Genomic DNA, 18725 nt, shown 5'->3' with positions numbered 1-18725 from the left:
ATCGGGAGAGGAGCTCTTGTGAGCACGTTGATTGTTTCTTTGCCGCCGCGCGAGCCTGCCGTGCCGTTGCAGGAATGGCAGTGGCCCGAGCTGCCGTTCACGCTCGTCGACAAGGCCGGCCACGTGCAGCGCGCCGGACGCGCCGCGCTTGCGTTGCTGCCGCGCGCGAATGCGACCGTGCTGATCGTCGCCGCGCGCGACGTGCTGCTGCTGGCCGCGACCGTGCCGCCGCTGAAGGGACCGAAGCTGCGCCAGGCGCTGCCCAACATCGTCGAGGATCAGCTGATCCAGGATCCGCTCGGCTGCCATATCGCGCTCGATCCGGACGCGCTGCCCGACGGGCGCCGCGTGCTGGCCGTCGTCGATCGCGCGTGGTTCCGCACGATCTGCGACGCGTTCACGGCGGCCGGCCACCGGCACCTGAGCGCGGTGCCCGCGACCCGCTGCCTGCCGGCGCCGCACGTCACCGCCGCGCCGGCCGACAGCGAAGTCGATGCCGCCGCGGTGGCTGCCGACGCCGTCGAGGCGCCGCCCGCGCGTCCGGCGACGGTGGCCGCGGTGCTCGGGCTTGCGGCATCGGTCGAGCCGGTACTCGTCGAAGCCGGCGCGCTGCCGGCTGCAGCCGGTGCGCCGCGCCTCGAACTCGCGGTCGCGCGCGGTGCGCTCGGCGAAGGCTTCGCGGCGCCCGCGTCGCGCGCGGCCGGCACGCTGGCCGCGCTGGCGGGCGGCGGCGACGTCGAACTGTACGAACTCGGCGAACCGGGCGCGGAGCCGCGCCTGGCATCGATCGGCCGCACCGACGGCGGCCCGCTGCTGCCGGGCGCCGCGCCGCTGTCGTTCGACGCGTTCGCGCGGCGCGCGCTGACCGAGAAGTTCGACCTGTGCCAGTTCGAATTCGAATCGCAGCCGTGGCGCTTCGACCGCGCGACGGTGAAGCGCCTGCGCGTGCCGCTCGCGCTCGTCGCGGCGACGCTCGGCGTGGCGGTGATCGGGATGAACCTGCACTGGTGGAAGCTGTCGCGCGAGCGCGATGCGCTGTCCGCGCAGATCACCGAGACGCTGCTGTCCGCATTCCCGAAAACGACGACGGTGCTCGATCCGCCCGCGCAGATGCAGCGCCAGCTCGACCAGTTGCGTCTCGCGGCCGGCGAGCTGTCGCCGAACGATTTCCTCGCGCTGGCGAGCGGGCTGTCGCGTTCGATGGGCGCGCTGCCGCTGAACGGCATCGCGTCGCTCGACTATCACGACCGGCGGCTCGACGTCGGCTTCAAGCCCGAGGTCAAGGTCGATCCCGATTTCACGCAGCGCCTCGCGCGTAACGGACTGTCCGGCGAAGTCGACAGCAACACGGGCAAATGGACGATCCGGAGCCGCTCATGAAGACGGAACAACTGAACCAGACGCTGGCCCAGTTCTGGGGCGAGCGCTCCCAGCGCGAAAAGATGCTGCTCGGCTGGGGCGGCGCCGTGCTGGCGGTCGCGATCGCGTATTCGGTGCTGTGGTCGCCCGCGCAGGAAGGCCGCGCGCGGATCCAGCGCGAGCTGCCGACGATGCGCCGCGAGCTGGCGCAGATGACCGCGCAGGCGAACGAGGCGAAGTCGTTGACGGCCGCCGCACAGGGCGTGGCACCGACCGGCCTCGCGCTGAAGGACGCGCTGACCGCGTCGCTGTCCGATCACGGGCTGCAGGGCGCGCAGGTGCAGATCGTCGGCAACGGCGTGCAGATCCAGATGAAGAACGTGTCGTTCCCGGCGTGGACGCAGTGGCTCGACGATGCGCGCCGGCAGTTCAAGGTGCAGGTCGGCGAGGCGCATGCCACCGCGCTGAAGGACGATGGCCAGGTCGACCTGACGGCCGTGATGCAACCGTCGACGCAGAAATGACGCAGTTGGACGACGCAAGTGGCGGTCGGCCGATGAGGCCGGGGATCAAGCGGCTCGTCACCGCATTGCCGTGGGTACTGGCGGGCGGCCTGGCGACGGCGGTGACGCTCGTCGCGCTTGCGCCGGCCGCGTGGATCGCGCCGCAGTTCGCGCGCGCGACCGGCGGGCACGTGAATCTCGTCGATCCCGACGGGTCGCTGTGGCACGGCTCGGGCACGCTGATGCTCGCGCCGGGGGCCGACCAGAGCGCGGCGACGCTGCTGCCCGGCCGGGTCGAATGGACCACGCGCTTCTGGCCGCTGCTGACCGGGCGCGTGCAGATGCGCATGCGGCAGACCGAGGCGATGCCCGACGCGGTCACGCTCGATGCGACGTGGCGCGGCGCGGTGCTGTCGGCGGGCACGATGGCCGTGCCCGCGTCGCTGCTCGCGGGGCTTGGCACACCGTTCAACACGCTCGACCTGCAGGGCGACGTGCGGCTTGGCTGGAGCGACTGGCGCCTGATCGGCAACAACGCGTTCGGCCAGCTGACGGTGACGATCGAGTCGATGAGTTCGCGCGTCTCGCGCGTGAAGCCGCTGGGTTCGTACCGCGCGGTGCTGCAGGCGAAGGGGGCCGGCGCCGATCTCGACCTGTCGACGACGCAGGGCCCGCTGTTCCTCGACGGCCACGGCACCTTCGGCCCGGGCCAGGGCTCGTTCCGCGGCACCGCGCACTCGGCGCCCGAGCAGCAGGCGAACCTCGCGGGGCTGCTGAACCTGCTCGGCCACCCGATCGGCAACAACGAGGTGTCGCTGATCTTCGGCGACGCGCAGCGCTGACGCGCGCATCGCCCTTTCCTTCCTACTTCTGCGCGAGCGGCGCGGCGACCGCCGGTGCGGTGGCCGCGGGCGCGGCCGCACCGGACGCCGGCACAGGTGCAGGCGCCGCCACGTCGCCGTTCTCGCGCGCCATCTCCGCGACGTTCCAGCCGCCGCCGAGCGCCTTCACGAGCCCGACCGACGACGTCATCCGCTGCCCGGCGATCGTCGCGAGCTTCTGCTGCGCGGTGAACGCGGTGGTCTGCGCGGTCAGCACGTTCAGGTAGGCGACCGTGCCGGCCTTGTACTGGTTCGTGACGATCGAAAGCGAATGCTCGGCGCTGTCGACCGCCTGCCGCTGCACGTCGATTTCCTGCGCGAGGATGCGCTGCGACGCGAGGTTGTCCTCGACGTCCTGGAACGCGGTGAGCACCGCGAGGCGGTACGCGGCGACGTCCTGGTCGTAGGTCGCGCGCGCGGCGTCGGTCTGCGCGGCGCGCAGCCCGGCGTCGAACAGCGTGGCCGCGAGCTGCGGGCCGACCGTCCAGAAGCGCGCCGGCAGCGTGAACAGCTGCGACCACACCGAGCTCTGGAAGCCGCCGGTGGCCGACAGCGTGAGCGTCGGGAAGAACGCGGCGATCGCGACGCCGATCTGCTCGTTCGCCGCCGCCGCACGGCGCTCGGCCGCCGCGATGTCGGGCCGGCGCTCGAGGATCGCGGACGGCACGTCGACCGGCGTGATCGGCGGCTCGGCGGTGAGCGGATTCGGCGGCAGCGAGAAAGTCGACGCCGGTTCGCCGATCAGCGTCGCGATTGCATGCTCGTACTGCGCGCGGGCCACGCCGTTGTCGATCGATGCGGCCTGCGCGCTCTGCAGCTGCGTCTGCGCCTGGATCACGTCCGCACGTGCGGCAACGCCCTGCGCGTACTGGTTCTGCGTGAGTTTCAGCGACTGTTCGTACGACTTCACGGTGTCGTCGAGCAGCTTCTGCAGCGCATCGGACGTGCGCAGCTGGAAATAGGTTTGCGCGAGCAGCGCCTGCTGCGACAGCCGCGCGTTCGCGAGATCGGCCGCGGCGGCCGCTTCGCCGGCACGCTGCGCGCTGACGGTGCGACTCACTTTGCCCCACAGGTCCGGTTCCCAGCTCGCGTCGAGGCCGACGCTGTAGCTGTTGTTGATCGAGCCGGACGAACCGCTGCCGAAGCTCGACGACGAACCCGACGACACCGACGTGCGCGGCGTGCGGGCGCGCGAGCCCGACGCGGTCAGCCCGACGGTCGGGAAATACGCGGCCCGCGCCTCGGTGACGAGCGCGCGCGCCTGCCGGTACGCGGCCGCCGATTGCGCGATGGTCTGGTTCGACGCGTTGAGCCTGCCGATCAGCGCATCGAGCTGCGGATCGTTGTAGACCGTCCACCACGCGCCGCGGTCGGTGCGGTCGGCGGGCTGCGCGACCTTCCAGCCGGCCGGCGCTTCCTTGTAGGCGGCGGGGATCGACGTGTCGGGCCGGTGATAGTCGGGCCCGACGGCGCAGCCGGCGAGCAGCACGGCCGTCGCGACGGCGACGGCGGCGCTCAGCGGGCGAAGGGCGCGCGGGAGGGAGGCGTACGGCATGGTGGTTTTCCTGTCTGGGCGCGACGTCCGGCGAGCGGCGTCGCGCGATGCGGTCGTCGTGCCGCTGGCGGACAAATGGTAACTGACGGCTGGAAAGCTGCGCAGCCCCAAGGGTACGGTGCGCGGCGACAGGAATGTGTTACCGGCGCGAGCGGCCGGTTTACCGGCCATTACGGCCAGCTGACGGGAAGACGGGGAGGCCACGCCGGCCGTGCGGGGCGCGGCCGGCGCTCAGTCGGAGCAGCCAGGAAGGCGGGACACGCGCGCGGTCAGCGGTCAGTGGCAGCGCGCGGGCAGCGGGAGCGGTTCGGCGGCGGACCGCCATGTCGACGGCTCCGTCGCGGCCGCCTGGCCCGCGCGGCGAGCGCCGTCTTTCGCGTTGCGCTGCCGGCGATGATCGAACCATGCGAACCCGAGCGCCGCGAGCGAGCCGCCCGGGACCACCAGCATCGTCACGTACAGCGCGATCTTCCAGCCGCGGTGCGGCCCGGAAAACGCATGATGAGCGGTATCGGTCAGGTTGCGGCGCAGCGCGCCGGCGGCATTTTTCAGGAACAGCATCGCGAACATCCTCGGGGTGCCCGCAGCGCGGGCGCATCGGTCAGAACATAGTCTCCGGCAGTGCAACATGCACGTCGTAACTGGTTGCCTCAAATAATATTGACTAAGCAAGCAATTTTCAAGATACTGGGCGCGTTTAAATCTGAAACGCACTATTGCTGCGCGCGCAATCGCATGACCGGCGGCCTCTACGATCCCGAGAACATCGCGCTGGAAACGAGCCTCGGCTATTACCTGTCGAAGGCGAAGCAGGCGCTCGTCGAGCGGATGGACCGTGCGCTCGAGCCGCTCGACCTCACCGCGCAGCAGATCGGCGTGATCCTGCTGCTGTCGCGCGGCTATGCGCGCACGCCGTTCGAGCTGTCCCGCAAGATGTCGTACGACAGCGGGTCGATGACGCGGATGCTCGACCGCCTCGAACGCAAGGGGCTGGTCGCCCGCTCGCGCAGCGAGCAGGATCGCCGGATGATCGAGCTGACGCTGACCGAACGCGGCGCCGACGCCGCGCGTGCGCTGCCGTCGCTGATCGCGAACGCGCTCAACGCGCAACTCGACGGTTTCTCGGCCGACGAGCTCGTGACGCTCACCGGCCTGTTGCAGCGCTTCATCGCCAACGGGCCCGGTTCGACCGGTTGCCCGAAACCCGACGACGAAGCGGACGGCTGAGGTGCGCGGAGGCCCCATGTCTAGGTTAAGCACTCGCTTATTTATCTGTCTGGGCAGAAGATGACAAGGCACGCGCTCCCCTTTTCCCTTTATCCGTTCCACCCGGCCGGGTTGCGCTGCGGCGCACACCCGTGCGTTGCGCCGGCGCATCGCGCGCGCCGCGTCTAGGAGATTCCGATGTCCGCCACCACGGCATCCGCCGCCCCCGCCGCCGAACCCGCGCCGTTGTCCGGCGGTGCGCTCGCGCTGCTCACCGTCGGGCTCGCGCTCGGCACCTTCATGGAAGTGCTCGACACGTCGATCGCGAACGTCGCGGTGCCGACCATTTCCGGCAGCCTCGGCGTCGCGACGAGCGAAGGCACCTGGGTGATCTCGTCGTACTCGGTGGCGTCCGCGATCGCGGTGCCGCTCACCGGCTGGCTCGCGCGGCGGGTCGGCGAGGTGCGGCTGTTCACGCTGTCGGTGCTCGCGTTCACCGTCGCATCGGCGCTGTGCGGCCTCGCGACCAACTTCGAGACGCTGATCGCGTTCCGGCTGCTGCAGGGCCTCGTGTCGGGGCCGATGGTGCCGCTGTCGCAGACGATCCTGATGCGCAGCTACCCGCCCGCGAAGCGCGGGCTCGCGCTCGGGCTATGGGCGATGACGGTGATCGTCGCACCGATCTTCGGCCCGTTGCTGGGCGGCTGGATCAGCGACAACTACACGTGGCCGTGGATCTTCTACATCAACCTGCCGATCGGCATCTTCTCGGCGACCTGCGCGTATTTCCTGCTGCGCGGGCGCGAGACGAAGACGTCGAAGCAGCGGATCGACGCGATCGGCCTGGCACTGCTCGTGATCGGCGTGTCGTGCCTGCAGATGATGCTCGACCTCGGCAAGGACCGCGACTGGTTCAACTCGACGTTCATCGTCGCGCTCGCGCTGATCGCGGTCGTGTCGCTCGCGTTCATGCTCGTGTGGGAGGCGACCGAGAAGGAGCCGGTGGTCGACCTGTCGCTGTTCAAGGACCGCAACTTCGCGCTCGGCGCGATGATCATCTCGTTCGGCTTCATGGCGTTCTTCGGCTCGGTCGTGATCTTCCCGCTGTGGCTGCAGACGGTGATGGGCTACACGGCCGGCAAGGCCGGCCTCGCGACCGCGCCGGTCGGGCTGCTCGCGCTCGTGCTGTCGCCGCTGATCGGCCGCAACATGCACCGGCTCGACCTGCGGATGGTCGCGAGCTTCGCGTTCATCGTGTTCGCCGGCGTGTCGATCTGGAACTCAACGTTTACGCTCGACGTGCCGTTCAACCACGTGATCCTGCCGCGGCTCGTGCAGGGGATCGGCGTCGCGTGCTTCTTCGTGCCGATGACGACGATCACGCTGTCGAGCATCTCCGACGACCGGCTCGCGAGCGCGTCGGGGCTGTCGAACTTCCTGCGCACGCTGTCCGGCGCGATCGGCACCGCGGCGAGTTCGACGTTCTGGGAGAACGACGCGATCTACCACCACGCGCGGCTGTCGGAATCGGTGAGCGTGTATGCGCAGAACACGACCGACTACCAGGGCGCGCTGTCGCAGCTCGGCATCGTCGGCCAGACGGCCAATGCGCAGCTCAACCAGCTCGTCACGCAGCAGGGCTTCATGATGGCGACCAACGACTTCTTCCTGCTGTCGGCGTTCATGTTCGGCGCGCTCGCGGCGCTCGTGTGGGTCACCAAGCCGAGGAAGGGGGCGGGGCCGGCGATGGGGCATTGACCGCGCGGCGGGCGGCTGTTGCGCCCGCCTCGTTCGCTTGACCACCCGCCTCGGCGGACGTCACTCCCTCGCCCGCAACCCGCCGAACGCCAGATCGTCACCCGGCGCGATCGGCAGCGTCGCCCGCGCCACGTCGAGCCACGCGCGCGCCGCGTGCGACAGATACCCCTTCTTCAGCCACCCAAGCGCGATCGCCCACGTGATCTCCGGCTCGACGATCGGCCGGCACGTGAACTGGCCCGCGTCGAGCCGCCGGCAATACGGCTCGGGCAGCAGCGCGATGCCGACCCCCGCATGCACGAGCGCGGCCATGAAATCCCAGTGGCCGCTGCGGCTCACGATCGACGGCGTGAAGCCGGCCTGCCGGCACGCGTCGAGCACCGCGTCGTGCAGCGCGAGGCTTTCCGCGTAGAACACGAACGACTCGCGCGCGAGATCCGCGAGCGGCACGGCCGCGTGATCCTCCCAGCGCGACTCGCGCGGCGCGACGAGCCACAGCGGCGCGCGCACCATCGGCAGCCGCTCGAAGGTGCCGGGATCGACCGGCTCCAGCAGCCCGCCGAGCTCCAGCTCACCCGACGTCAGCGCGGCCTCGATCATCCGCGCGCCCTGCTCGAACAGCTTCAGCTCGATGTTCGGATAGCGCTGCTTGTACGCGGCGATGATCGGCGTGAACAGCGAGCCGCCGAGCGGCGGGATGCCGATCGTCAGCTCGCCGCGCCCGAGCGTGCCGAGATCGTTCAGCTCCGACTGCAGCTGTGCCTGCGCGGCGAGCACGTCCTGGCCGCGCTGGAACACGATCCGCCCCGCGTCGGTCAGCACCATCTGCCGGCCGTCGCGCAGCAGCAGCGGCGAGCCGATCTCGTCCTCGAGCGCCTTCACCATCTTGCTGATGGTCGGCTGGGTCACGAACAGCTTGTCGGCGGCCGCCGTGAAGCTCTGCTGGCGAACCACCTCGACGAAGTACCGCAACGCGCGCAATTCCATCGATGACTCCCCAAAGTGGTGCGGCGATCAGAAAGCGAATTCCGAATTGGAATGACAAGGATAGAGACAAGTCATTTTATTTATGGTTAGGGGAAACCCTATACTCCCACCATCAACGGAATATCTGTAGGGAGCCCGCCATGACCAAGCCGACCGCCGCACTCGCCGCCCGCCCCGCCGCTTCGGGCAGCCTCGCCCGCACGGGCCGGATCGCGCTGCAGGCCGCCGCGCTCGGTGCGCTGTGGATGGCGGTCGACTGGGCCGTGCGCAAGATCGGGCTGCCGATTCCGTCCGGCGTGATCGGCCTCGCGGTGCTCCTCGTGCTGCTGTTCTCGGGCCGCGTCGCGCCCGCGTGGGTGAAGGACGGCGCGAACTGGCTGCTGTCCGACATGCTGCTGTTCTTCGTGCCGGCCGCCGTCGCGGCCGTGCAGTACGGCGGGCTGTTCCGCGAGGACGGCTGGCGCATCGCGCTGGTGATGCTCGCCGGCACCGCGTTCGTGATGGTCGCGGTGGCCGTCGCGGTCGACCTCGCCGCGAAGCTCGAGCGCCGGCTCGCCGCGCAGCGCGTGTTCGCCGAACGCCGCCGCACGCGTCTCACCGCCGCGTCCGCCCACTGAGCCGGGGCCTGCCATGCTTGCCGCATTGTCGAACCTGTCCGCCGACCAGGCGAACACCGCGATCTCGTTCGGCTGCTTCGTGCTGACGGTGGTGCTGTATTTCGCGTCGAAGCGGCTCTACGCATACAAGAAGACGCTGCTGTTCTCGCCGCTCGTGTTCGTGCCGGGCGTGCTGGTGCTGCTCGTCCTGCTGACCGGCATCCCGTATTCGGTCTACTTCCACGACACGCGCTGGCTGATGTGGCTGCTCGGCCCGGCGACGATCGCGTTCGCGGTGCCGATCTACGACTATCGCGACCTGATCCGCCGCCACTGGCTGTCGCTGTCGGTCGGCGTCGCGGTCGGGATCAGTGCGGGCGTGTGCGGGTCGCTGCTGCTCGCGAAGCTGCTGCACCTGTCGCCCGAGCTGCAGCGCTCGCTGATGACGCGCTCGGTGTCGACACCGTTCGCGCTCGCCGTGTCGGACAAGATCCACGCGCCGAAGGATCTCACCGCGCTGTTCGTGATCGCGACCGGCATCTGCGGGATGCTGCTCGGCGAACTGGTGCTCGCGCTGGTGCCGATGCGCACGCGGCTCGCACGCGGCGCACTGTTCGGCGCGGCCGCCCACGGCGTGGGCACCGCGAAGGCGCGCGAGATCGGCAGCGAGGAAGGCGTCGTGTCGAGCCTGACGATGATGATCGCGGGCGTCGCGATGGTGCTGATCGCGCCGCTCCTGACGCTGCTGCCGATCTGACCGGGCGGCGGGCGTCTGCCAGGCGCCGGCCTGGCTTGGCCTGGCTCAATCGTGCCTGCCGCCAGCGGCGCGGCAGGCCCCGCGCGGTACGGCGCTCACGCCCCACCCCACCCACCCGCTTCAGCCGCCCGCCCCGGCGGCCCTTTCCGCCCCCACTTACCCTGCATCGAGCCGACACCCGGCCGACAATCGGCTGAGATAGCCGCAAATCCCCCCTCTTTTCCGCCCATCGGCCTCGGCCCGGATGCCGAACAATGCATGCTACGAGACATCACGCACGCATTCACATGGCCTCCACGACCGCAAACCCGACCGCCGACAAGCCGGCTTCCTCCGGCAAGTTCAAGCGCATCGCGCTGATCGCCGTCATCGCGCTGGGCGCGGCAGCCGCCGCAGCCGGCGGCATGTACGTGTTCCTGAGCAAGGAAGGCGTCGGCCATGCGAGCAAGCCCGCCGAGCCGGCGCCGCTGGCCGCGCCGGTGTTCTTCCCGCTCGACCCGCTGACCGTGAACCTGCAGTCCGACGACGGCGCGCAGCACTACCTGCGCGTCGGCCTGTCGCTGAAGCTCACCGACTCGAAGGCGCAGGAGCAACTGACCGCGCGGATGCCGGAGATCCGCAGCCGGATCCTGCTCGCGCTGTCGAACAAGCATCCCGAGGAACTCGCGACGCCGGACGGCAAACGTTCGCTCGCGAAGGAACTGCGGGAGCTGATCGAGCAGCCGACGCAGCCGGGCAACCAGCGCGCGAAGGTCGACGACGTGCTGTTCACCGAGTTCGTCGTCCAGTAACGCGGCCGCGAAAGGAGCGCGTATGGGTCACCAGGAGTTCATGTCCCAGGAGGAGGTCGATGCCCTCCTCAAGGGCGTCACGGGCGAAGCCGATTCAGTCGACGAACAGCGCGACACATCGGGCGTCCGCCCCTACAACATTGCGACGCAGGAGCGGATCGTCCGCGGCCGGATGCCCGGCCTCGAGATCATCAACGACCGCTTCGCGCGCCTGCTGCGGATCGGCATCTTCAACTTCATGCGGCGCACGGCGGAAATCTCCGTCAGCCAGGTGAAGGTGCAGAAGTACAGCGAGTTCACCCGCAACCTGCCGATCCCGACGAACCTGAACCTGGTGCACGTGAAGCCGCTGCGCGGCACGTCGCTGTTCGTGTTCGACCCGAACCTCGTGTTCTTCGTCGTCGACAACCTGTTCGGCGGCGACGGGCGCTTTCACACGCGCGTCGAGGGCCGCGATTTCACGGCCACCGAGCAGCGGATCATCGGCAAGCTGCTGAACCTCGTGTTCGAGCACTACACGACCGCATGGAAGAGCGTGCGGCCGCTGCAGTTCGAATTCGTGCGCTCGGAAATGCACACGCAGTTCGCGAACGTCGCGACGCCTAACGAGATCGTCATCGTCACGCAGTTCTCGATCGAGTTCGGGCCGACGGGCGGCACGCTGCACATCTGCATGCCGTACTCGATGGTCGAGCCGATCCGCGACGTGCTCGCGTCGCCGATCCAGGGCGAGGCGCTCGAAGTCGACCGCCGCTGGGTGCGCGTGCTGTCGCAGCAGGTGCAGTCCGCCGAGGTCGAGCTGACCGCGAACCTCGCCGAGATCTCGTCGAACTTCGAGAAGATCCTGAACCTGCGCGCGGGCGACGTGCTGCCGCTGGAAATCGAGGACACGATCACCGCGAAGGTCGACGGCGTGCCGGTGATGGAATGCGGCTACGGAATTTTCAATGGTCAATATGCGTTGCGCGTGCAGAAGATGATCAGCGCGGGCGATTCGATGAAGGAAGGTGGATATGAGTGAGCTGAACCAGACGCCCGAGGACGACGCACAAGCGATGGCCGACGCGGCCCTCGCGGCATCGGCCGCCGCCGCACAGGCGGCACCGGCCGCGGCGGAAGAAGATCCGGGCATGGACGACTGGGCGGCCGCGCTGGCCGAGCAGAACCAGCAGCCGGTGCCGGCGGGCGCGACGGGCGCCGGCGTGTTCCAGCCGCTGTCGAAGGCCGCGGCAAGCTCGACGCACAACGACATCGAGATGATCCTCGACATCCCGGTCAAGATGACCGTGGAGCTCGGCCGCACGAAGATCGCGATCCGCAACCTGCTGCAGCTCGCGCAGGGTTCGGTCGTCGAGCTGGACGGCATGGCCGGCGAGCCGATGGACGTGCTCGTGAACGGCTGCCTGATCGCGCAGGGTGAGGTCGTGGTCGTCAACGACAAGTTCGGCATCCGCCTGACCGACATCATCACGCCGGCCGAACGCATCCGGAAGCTGAATCGATGAACGTAGTAAAGCCCGGCCGCCGCGCGCGCGTCGCAAGCGTGGCAGCGGCTGCCGCGGCCATTGCGGCGTCGCTTGCCTGCACGCCGGCCGGCGCCGCCGACATGAACGCGGTGAACCACCCCGGGTCGATCGCATCGAGCGTGATGGTCGGCTCGGCCGCACCGTCGCTCGGCTTCGGCGCGGTGCTGCAGACGCTGGTCGGGCTCGCGGTCGTGATCGGTCTCGTGTTCGCGTGCGCGTGGCTCGCACGCCGCTTCGGCTTCCAGCATGCACGCCGCGGCGGCCCGCTGAAGGTCGTGTCGAGCGTCGCGGTCGGCGCGAAGGAAAGCGCGACGATCGTCGAGATCGGCGACACCTGGCTCGTGCTCGGCGTCGCGCCGGGCAACGTGCGATTGCTGCATACGCTGCCGGCCGGCTCGGCGGCGGCCCCGGTTTCCGCTGACGCGCCCGCCGGCGCCGCCCCGTCCGACGGCGGCCTGCCCGGCACGTTCGGCTCGCGGTTTCGCGACGCGCTCGCGGGCGAAGCCGCGAAGCGCCTCGGTCGCGGCAAGGACCGCTGACATGGCGCCGCGCCCTCTTTCCGACCCCGCATTCCGATGAAACACGCCTTCCTGCATCGCGCGGCGCGCTTCGCGCCCGTGCTGATCCTCTGCCTCGCTCCCGCGCTCGCCTGTGCGCAGGCGAACGGCCTGCCCGCATTCAACGCGAGCCCGGGCCCGCACGGCGGCACCACGTATTCGCTGAGCGTGCAGACGATGCTGCTGCTCACGATGCTGTCGTTCCTGCCGGCGATGCTGCTGATGATGACGAGCTTCACGCGCATCATCATCGTGCTGTCGCTGCTGCGCCAGGCGCTCGGCACCGCGACGACGCCGCCGAACCAGGTGCTCGTCGGCCTCGCGATGTTCCTTACCTTCTTCGTGATGTCGCCGGTGCTCGACCGGGCGTACAACGACGGTTACAAGCCGTTCTCCGACGGCTCGATGCCGATGGAGCAGGCGGTGCAGCGCGGCGTCGCGCCGTTCAAGACCTTCATGCTGAAGCAGACCCGCGAGACCGATCTCGCGCTGTTCGCGAAGATCTCGAAGGCCGCGCCGATGCAGGGGCCCGAGGACGTGCCGCTGTCGCTGCTGGTGCCGGCGTTCGTCACGAGCGAGCTGAAGACCGGCTTCCAGATCGGCTTCACGGTGTTCATCCCGTTCCTGATCATCGACATGGTCGTCGCGAGCGTGCTGATGTCGATGGGGATGATGATGGTGTCGCCGTCCACCGTGTCGCTGCCGTTCAAGCTGATGCTGTTCGTGCTGGTCGACGGCTGGCAGCTGCTGATCGGCTCGCTCGCGCAGAGCTTTACGTAAGCCGCGGAGGAACACGCACGATGACGCCCGAACAAGTGATGACGCTCGCGCACCACGCGATGATGGTCGGCCTGCTGCTGGCCGCCCCGCTGCTGCTGGTCGCGCTCGCGGTCGGCCTGGTCGTGAGCCTGTTCCAGGCCGCGACGCAGATCAACGAGGCGACGCTGTCGTTCATCCCGAAGCTGCTCGCGGTCGCCGCGACGCTCGTGATCGCCGGCCCGTGGATGATGACGACGATGCTCGACTACCTGCGGCAGACGCTGCTGCACGTCGCGACCCTCGGCGTCGGCTGAGCCGCGCGCACCACCCGGCGGCGATGTTCTCGGTTACCTACGCGCAGCTCAACGGCTGGCTCACGGCGTTCCTGTGGCCGTTCGTGCGGATGCTCGCGCTCGTCGCGACCGCGCCCGTCGTCGGCCATGCGGCGGTACCCATCCGCGTGAAGATCGGCCTCGCCGCGTTCATGGCGCTGGTCGTCGCCCCCACGCTCGGCGCGATGCCGGACGTCACCGTGTTCTCCGCGCAGGGCATCTGGATCGTCGTCATGCAGTTCCTGATCGGCGTCGCGATGGGCTTCACGATGCAGATCGTGTTCGCGGCGGTCGGGGCGGCCGGCGATTTCATCGGGCTGTCGATGGGGCTCGGCTTCGCCACCTTCTTCGATCCGCACACGAGCGGCGCGACGCCCGCGATGGGCCGCTTCCTGAACGCGATCGCGATGCTCGCGTTCCTCGCGGTGGACGGCCACCTGCAGGTGTTCGCCGCGCTCGCCGCGTCGTTCCAGTCGCTGCCGGTGTCGGCCGACCTGCTGCACGCGCCAGGCTGGCGCACGCTCGCCGGGTTCGGCACGACGGTGTTCGAGATGGGGCTGCTGCTCGCGCTGCCGGTGATCGCGGCGCTGCTGATCGCGAACCTCGCGCTCGGCATCCTGAACCGCGCGGCGCCGCAGATCGGCGTGTTCCAGGTCGGCTTTCCCGTCACGATGCTCGTCGGGCTGTTGCTCGTGCAACTGATGATCCCGAACCTCGTGCCGTTCGTGGCGCACCTGTTCGACATGGGGCTCGACGCGATGGGGCGGGTGCTGACGGGCTGGCGCTGACGCGGCAATACTCGTCGATCGCGACAGGGTTTTCGCGCTGCCCCCTCGCTTTTCGAACGTGTCTGATTGCTCTGGACGTTCGCGAAAAATACGCTGGCGGACCCATCCAACGAAACGAGCCTCGTCGAGGGTCGATCATCCAGCATGCTCTATACGGGTACAGAAGCGGCACACGTATGGCGTGGTCGCGCGCCAGTATCTCCTGCCTGGTTCGAAATTCGGCCATCGAATCTGCCCGTTCATGCGGAGCCGCTGTTTGACAGTCGATTGGACGCCATCATCGGATACCGTACGGAAACCGGTGGCGTCGCATGTATATACGATCTCGACGGCACATGCATTTCGGTCACCGAGAAGCCGCTGGAAGCGCCGCTCATCGATCCGCTCGATGCGATTTTCGTTGTCGGTGCCGTGTGGCGATCGGGTGCCCGCGCACTGGCGAGGATCGGTGCGCACGGTACTCACGCGATCATCGGTCGGTCCGCACTATCGGGCCTCAGAACGCGCTTCGCTGCGTCGTCAGGCAAGCAACTGCGCTTCGCTGCCGTTCCGCTCGCGCATATGCAAGAACCCTGGCGCTTCGTGCCGGTTCACATTCTTCGACTGGCCATTCGTCATGGCAAGCGCATACCGGATCCCAAAGGACACCGTGGGATCTTCCAGTACACTGCACCGATGACGCACCGAGGCGTTCGCTATCAGCTCGATGTTGTCGTCCGCGAAAGCGATTACACGGTGCTGCATTTTGTCTACAGGCATTAGCCAATATGACCGGGATAATCGTTCGTGCCGCGCCGCTCGCCGTGCCGGCGACCGCTTGCATGCAATGGGACGCAGATGGCTTCACGCTGTCCTGCGACATTCGCCATGCGCCGGAGAATCCGACGGAACGACCATCCGTTCTCCGTGACCGACTTGACGACCAGTTTCGTGTGCAGCCCGACACCCGTCACGTCATCACCGCCGGCAGCTTGGCGCTCACGCTCGACGACGCCGGCCGCTTGTGTTCGTTCGACTTCTATACCAACGCCGATCATTGGCAAAAAGCCGATCCAGCGCCGCCCATTCCGGTGTCGCCGCATACGCCGAGCTTCAGTGCCGCATTTGACGCGCTCGGTCGCGCGAGCGTCCGCGAACCGGCGGTTGCCTATGACGACTCGGCACGCTGCCTCTCCCTGATCTGGCAAGACGATGCGTCGATCAGGTACGCGATCGCACCGAATCTGTCGGTTGCCGCCGCGCCCGACGGGAATCTCGCTCGCATCGACCTCGGCGGGATCGCGCCAATTTAAGCAACCGGCCGCATACGGCGCAGCCTGTCTCTTCCTGCGCCGGCCCGCTGCCCCGAAATTGCTGGAAAACCCCTAAACGAACCGCCAACCCGCGAAAGGTTGCGGAAGGTTTCGCCTCCCTATACTCGTCGTGACGATGCAGCAAGCATCGCGCCATACGAATACAACGAAGGAGACGATCCCGATGCGACCCATCCTGCGCACCCTCGCCGTTGCAGCCAGCCTCAGCTGCGCGCTTGCCGCTCACCCCGCTTTCGCCGACGACGGCGGCAAGATCACGATCATGGTCGGCGGGATCGCGAAGCTGATCTACCTGCCCGCGCGGCTCACGCAGGAACTCGGCTACTTCAAGGCCGAAGGGCTCGACGTCGAGCTGCTGTCGCAGCCGGCCGGCGTCGACGCGGAGAACGAACTGCTGGCAGGCGCCGTGCAGGGCGTGGTCGGCTTCTACGACCACACGGTCGACCTGCAGAGCAAGGGCAAGGACGTGAAGGCGATCGCCGTGCTCTGCCAGGTGCCGGGCGAAGTCGAGATGGTGTCGACCAAGGCCGCGCCGACCTTCAAGTCGATGGCCGACGCGAAGGGCAAGACGCTCGGCGTGACGGGCCTCGGCTCGTCGACGAGCTTCCTCACCCAATACCTTGCGCTCCAGCACGGCGTGCAGTCGACCCAGTACACGATGCTGCCGGTCGGCGCCGACGCGAGCTTCATCGCCGCGATCAAGCAGGGCCGTATCGACGCCGGCATGACGACCGAGCCGACGGTGTCCGCGCTCGAGAAGATGGGCGATGCGAAGGTGCTGGTCGACCTGCGCACGCTGGAAGGCACGCGCGCGGCGCTCGGCGGCACCTACCCGGCCGCGAGCCTGTACGTGCAGTCGGCGTGGGCCGATTCGCACAAGGATCAGGCGACCAAGCTCGCGCACGCGTTCGCGAAGACGATGCAGTTCATCCACACGCACAGCGCCGACGAGATCGCCGCGAAGATGCCGGCCGACTACCAGAAGGACAAGGCGCTGTACGTGAGCGCGCTGAAGGCGTCGCTGCCGATGTACACGGCCGACGGCAAGATGCCGGCCGATGGCCCGGCCACCGTGCTGAAGGTGCTGTCGGCGTTCAACCCGTCGGTGAAGGGCAAGCACATCGACCTGGCGCGCACCTACACGAACGATTTCGTGAACGCGAAGTAATCGAACTCGGCAGTCGCGCCGGCGGCGGCGATCCCGCCGCCGTGCGCTCCCCGTTCCGGCCCGGTTGACCGGCCCGGCGCCGCCACGCTGCGACGCTCTCCTCACCCGCAGGATCAATGCGATGAATCAGGCAGTCTCCCCGAGCACACCGGCGATCGAGTTTCGCAACGTGTCGTGCCGCTTCATTTCGCCGGAAGGCAAGGCCACCGTCGCGCTGCGCGACTTCAGCATGAGCGTCGCGCGCGGCGAGTTCATCGCGATCGTCGGCCCGACCGGCTGCGGCAAGTCGACGACGCTGAACCTGATCACCGGGCTGCTCAAGCCCGCAACGGGCGAGGTGCGCGTGATGGGCCGTCCGGTCGACGGGATCGACCCGCGCATCGGCTTCGTGTTCCAGGCGGACGCGGTGTTCCCGTGGCGCAACGTGATCGACAACGTCGCGGCGGGCCCGCTGTTTCGCGGCCGCTCGAAGGACGTCGCGTACACGCAGGCCGAGGAATGGATCCGCAAGGTCGGCCTCGACAAGTTCACGAAGCACTACCCGCACCAGCTGTCCGGCGGGATGAGAAAGCGCGTCGCGCTCGCGCAGACCTTCATCAACCAGCCGGAAATCCTGCTGATGGACGAGCCGTTCTCCGCGCTCGACATGCAGACGCGCACGCTGATGCAGGACGAGCTGCTGCAGCTCTGGTCGGCGAACAAGGGCTCGGTGGTGTTCGTCACGCACGATCTCGAGGAGGCGATCGCGCTGGCCGACCGCGTGTTCGTGCTGACCGCGCGGCCCGCCACGCTCAAGCGCGTGTACGAGATCGACCTGCCGCGCCCGCGCGTCACGTCGGAGATCCGCTACGACACGCGCTTCATCGAAATTTCCAAGGACATCTGGCACGACCTGCGCGAAGAAGTGCAGATCGGCTGACGCATACGCTCAAGGCAAGGACCGCAAGGACAGGAGCATGACCGACATGACGCTTCCCCCCACCGCCATTCCGGCAACGTCGCTCGAGGACGAGTCGCGCGCCGCTCAAACCCGCCTGCGCCGCCGCCGGCAACTGATCATCGGCCTGCGGATCGCCGTACTCGTAATCGTGCTGGGCGGGTGGGAACTCGCCGCACGGCTGAAGTGGATCGATCCGTTCTTCTTCTCGCAACCGACGCTGATCTTCGCGCAGATCCAGGACTGGTTCGTCAACGGCACGTCGCAGGGCCCGTTGCTCACGCAGGTGTGGGTCACGCTCGAGGAAACCGGCATCGGCTTCGTGATCGGCTCGGTGGCCGGCGTGATCTGCGGGATCGTGCTCGGCCGCAACAAGCTGATGGCCGACGTGTTCGGCCTGTACATCCAGATCGCGAACTCGATTCCGCGCGTCGTGCTCGGCTCGATCTTCGTGATCGCGCTGGGCCTCGGGATGGCGTCGAAGATCGCGCTGGCCGTCGTGATGGTGTTCTTCGTCGTGTTCGGCAACGCGTTCCAGGGCGTGCGCGAAGCCGACCGCTACCTGATCGCGAACGCGCAGATCCTCGGCGCGTCGCGCCGGCAGATCACCACGTCGGTCGTGATCCCGTCCGCGCTGAGCTGGATTCTCGCCAGCCTGCACGTGAGCTTCGGCTTCGCGCTGGTCGGGGCGGTCGTCGGCGAATTCCTGGGTTCCAAGCAAGGCATCGGCCTGCTAATCTCCACCGCCCAGGGCGCGTTCAACGCGAGCGGCGTGTTCGCGGCGATGATCGTGCTGGCGGTGGTCGCGCTGGCCGCCGACTACCTGCTGACGTGGCTCGAGAAGCGGCTGCTGAAGTGGCGCCCCGCGGCGTTCTGAACGCCGCAGACGGACGCCTGACATGACACACCCGACCGCGCCGGCGCTCCCGGCGCGGTTCGGCATTTCGGAGAA

General features: G+C 68.4%; 22 protein-coding genes. 19 read left to right on the top strand and 3 right to left on the bottom strand.

Going from position 1 to position 18725, the window contains the following annotated elements; genetic code table 11:
- Nucleotides 1–18 precede the first annotated feature (18 nt).
- Genes gspL through CFB39_RS00205 form a run of 3 tightly spaced genes read left to right on the top strand, consistent with a single transcriptional unit; the run spans nt 19 to nt 2704 of the window.
- Nucleotides 19–1380 carry a type II secretion system protein GspL gene (gene gspL, locus CFB39_RS00215; RefSeq protein ID WP_089471861.1) on the top strand — a complete coding sequence of 454 codons (1362 nt, stop codon included), beginning with the start codon at nt 19–21 and terminating at the stop codon, nt 1378–1380.
- Nucleotides 1377–1883 carry a type II secretion system protein GspM gene (gspM, locus tag CFB39_RS00210; RefSeq protein WP_069249188.1) on the top strand — a complete coding sequence of 169 codons (507 nt, stop codon included), beginning with the start codon at nt 1377–1379 and terminating at the stop codon, nt 1881–1883. Before gspL ends, gspM begins: the two co-directional genes overlap by 4 nt.
- Nucleotides 1884–1915: 32 nt before the next feature.
- Complete coding sequence (locus tag CFB39_RS00205; RefSeq protein WP_089471860.1) at nt 1916–2704, top strand: type II secretion system protein N; 789 nt, start codon at nt 1916–1918, stop codon at nt 2702–2704.
- A gap of 22 nt (nt 2705–2726) precedes the next feature.
- On the opposite strand, the gene CFB39_RS00200 is transcribed toward CFB39_RS00205, so the two are convergent.
- Both CFB39_RS00200 and CFB39_RS00195 read right to left on the bottom strand, forming a co-directional pair.
- Complete coding sequence (locus CFB39_RS00200) at nt 2727–4298, bottom strand: efflux transporter outer membrane subunit (protein WP_089471859.1); 1572 nt, start codon at nt 4296–4298, stop codon at nt 2727–2729.
- Nucleotides 4299–4574: 276 nt separating this feature from the next.
- Nucleotides 4575–4859 (bottom strand): multidrug ABC transporter ATPase, encoded by a 285-nt coding sequence (locus CFB39_RS00195; RefSeq protein WP_089471994.1) that lies wholly within the window; start codon nt 4857–4859, stop codon nt 4575–4577.
- A gap of 174 nt (nt 4860–5033) precedes the next feature.
- On the opposite strand from CFB39_RS00195, the gene CFB39_RS00190 reads away from it, so the two are divergent.
- Nucleotides 5034–5525: a MarR family winged helix-turn-helix transcriptional regulator gene (locus tag CFB39_RS00190; RefSeq protein ID WP_089471858.1), complete on the top strand. Its 492-nt coding sequence runs from the start codon at nt 5034–5036 to the stop codon at nt 5523–5525.
- Nucleotides 5526–5702: 177 nt separating this feature from the next.
- Nucleotides 5703–7262: a DHA2 family efflux MFS transporter permease subunit gene (locus CFB39_RS00185; protein ID WP_089471857.1), complete on the top strand. Its 1560-nt coding sequence runs from the start codon at nt 5703–5705 to the stop codon at nt 7260–7262.
- Between the two features lie 60 nt (nt 7263–7322).
- Here the strand turns inward: CFB39_RS00185 and CFB39_RS00180 are convergent, their stop codons facing one another.
- Nucleotides 7323–8249, bottom strand: coding sequence for a LysR family transcriptional regulator (locus tag CFB39_RS00180; RefSeq protein ID WP_085041246.1), 927 nt, complete (start codon nt 8247–8249; stop codon nt 7323–7325).
- Nucleotides 8250–8389: 140 nt separating this feature from the next.
- On the opposite strand from CFB39_RS00180, the gene CFB39_RS00175 reads away from it, so the two are divergent.
- The 14 genes from CFB39_RS00175 (at nt 8390) to CFB39_RS00110 (ending at nt 18650) form a co-directional block, all read left to right on the top strand.
- The gene (locus CFB39_RS00175) at nt 8390–8866 is read left to right on the top strand and encodes a CidA/LrgA family protein (protein WP_069246736.1); all 477 of its coding nucleotides are present in this window, start codon (nt 8390–8392) and stop codon (nt 8864–8866) included.
- Nucleotides 8867–8879: 13 nt separating this feature from the next.
- Nucleotides 8880–9602, top strand: coding sequence for an LrgB family protein (locus CFB39_RS00170; RefSeq protein ID WP_069246735.1), 723 nt, complete (start codon nt 8880–8882; stop codon nt 9600–9602).
- 254 nt (nt 9603–9856) lie between these two features.
- The gene (gene fliL / locus CFB39_RS00165) at nt 9857–10393 is read left to right on the top strand and encodes a flagellar basal body-associated protein FliL (RefSeq protein ID WP_089424119.1); all 537 of its coding nucleotides are present in this window, start codon (nt 9857–9859) and stop codon (nt 10391–10393) included.
- A gap of 22 nt (nt 10394–10415) precedes the next feature.
- The gene (gene fliM, locus CFB39_RS00160) at nt 10416–11414 is read left to right on the top strand and encodes a flagellar motor switch protein FliM (protein WP_069246733.1); all 999 of its coding nucleotides are present in this window, start codon (nt 10416–10418) and stop codon (nt 11412–11414) included.
- Nucleotides 11407–11898 carry a flagellar motor switch protein FliN gene (gene fliN, locus CFB39_RS00155; RefSeq protein ID WP_089471856.1) on the top strand — a complete coding sequence of 164 codons (492 nt, stop codon included), beginning with the start codon at nt 11407–11409 and terminating at the stop codon, nt 11896–11898. Before fliM ends, fliN begins: the two co-directional genes overlap by 8 nt.
- Nucleotides 11895–12458 carry a flagellar biosynthetic protein FliO gene (gene fliO / locus CFB39_RS00150; RefSeq protein WP_089471855.1) on the top strand — a complete coding sequence of 188 codons (564 nt, stop codon included), beginning with the start codon at nt 11895–11897 and terminating at the stop codon, nt 12456–12458. The genes fliN and fliO overlap by 4 nt, the downstream gene beginning before the upstream one ends.
- Nucleotides 12459–12494: 36 nt before the next feature.
- Nucleotides 12495–13256, top strand: a complete 762-nt coding sequence (gene fliP / locus CFB39_RS00145) for a flagellar type III secretion system pore protein FliP (RefSeq protein WP_027788754.1) — start codon at nt 12495–12497, stop codon at nt 13254–13256.
- Nucleotides 13257–13276: 20 nt separating this feature from the next.
- Nucleotides 13277–13549 (top strand): flagellar biosynthesis protein FliQ, encoded by a 273-nt coding sequence (gene fliQ / locus CFB39_RS00140; protein WP_039351961.1) that lies wholly within the window; start codon nt 13277–13279, stop codon nt 13547–13549.
- A gap of 23 nt (nt 13550–13572) precedes the next feature.
- Entirely contained in the window at nt 13573–14355 is a 783-nt protein-coding gene (gene fliR / locus CFB39_RS00135; protein WP_089471854.1) for a flagellar biosynthetic protein FliR, read from the top strand.
- A gap of 66 nt (nt 14356–14421) precedes the next feature.
- The gene (locus CFB39_RS00130) at nt 14422–15117 is read left to right on the top strand and encodes a hypothetical protein (protein WP_256991342.1); all 696 of its coding nucleotides are present in this window, start codon (nt 14422–14424) and stop codon (nt 15115–15117) included.
- A 59-nt stretch (nt 15118–15176) separates the two neighbouring features.
- A complete protein-coding gene (locus tag CFB39_RS00125) occupies nt 15177–15647 on the top strand; it encodes a hypothetical protein (protein ID WP_143330776.1) in 471 nt (156 codons plus the stop codon).
- Nucleotides 15648–15831: 184 nt separating this feature from the next.
- The gene (locus CFB39_RS00120; protein ID WP_089424287.1) at nt 15832–16836 is read left to right on the top strand and encodes an ABC transporter substrate-binding protein; all 1005 of its coding nucleotides are present in this window, start codon (nt 15832–15834) and stop codon (nt 16834–16836) included.
- A gap of 121 nt (nt 16837–16957) precedes the next feature.
- Nucleotides 16958–17755 (top strand): ABC transporter ATP-binding protein, encoded by a 798-nt coding sequence (locus tag CFB39_RS00115; RefSeq protein WP_039351969.1) that lies wholly within the window; start codon nt 16958–16960, stop codon nt 17753–17755.
- 37 nt (nt 17756–17792) lie between these two features.
- Nucleotides 17793–18650 carry an ABC transporter permease gene (locus tag CFB39_RS00110; RefSeq protein WP_089438879.1) on the top strand — a complete coding sequence of 286 codons (858 nt, stop codon included), beginning with the start codon at nt 17793–17795 and terminating at the stop codon, nt 18648–18650.
- The last annotated feature ends 75 nt before the right edge of the window (nt 18651–18725 follow it).

The organism is Burkholderia sp. AU6039, from assembly GCF_002223365.1.
Lineage (GTDB): Bacteria > Pseudomonadota > Gammaproteobacteria > Burkholderiales > Burkholderiaceae > Burkholderia.
The sequence above is the reverse complement of the archived record's forward strand: the minus strand, read 5'-3'. Positions and strand labels throughout refer to the sequence as shown.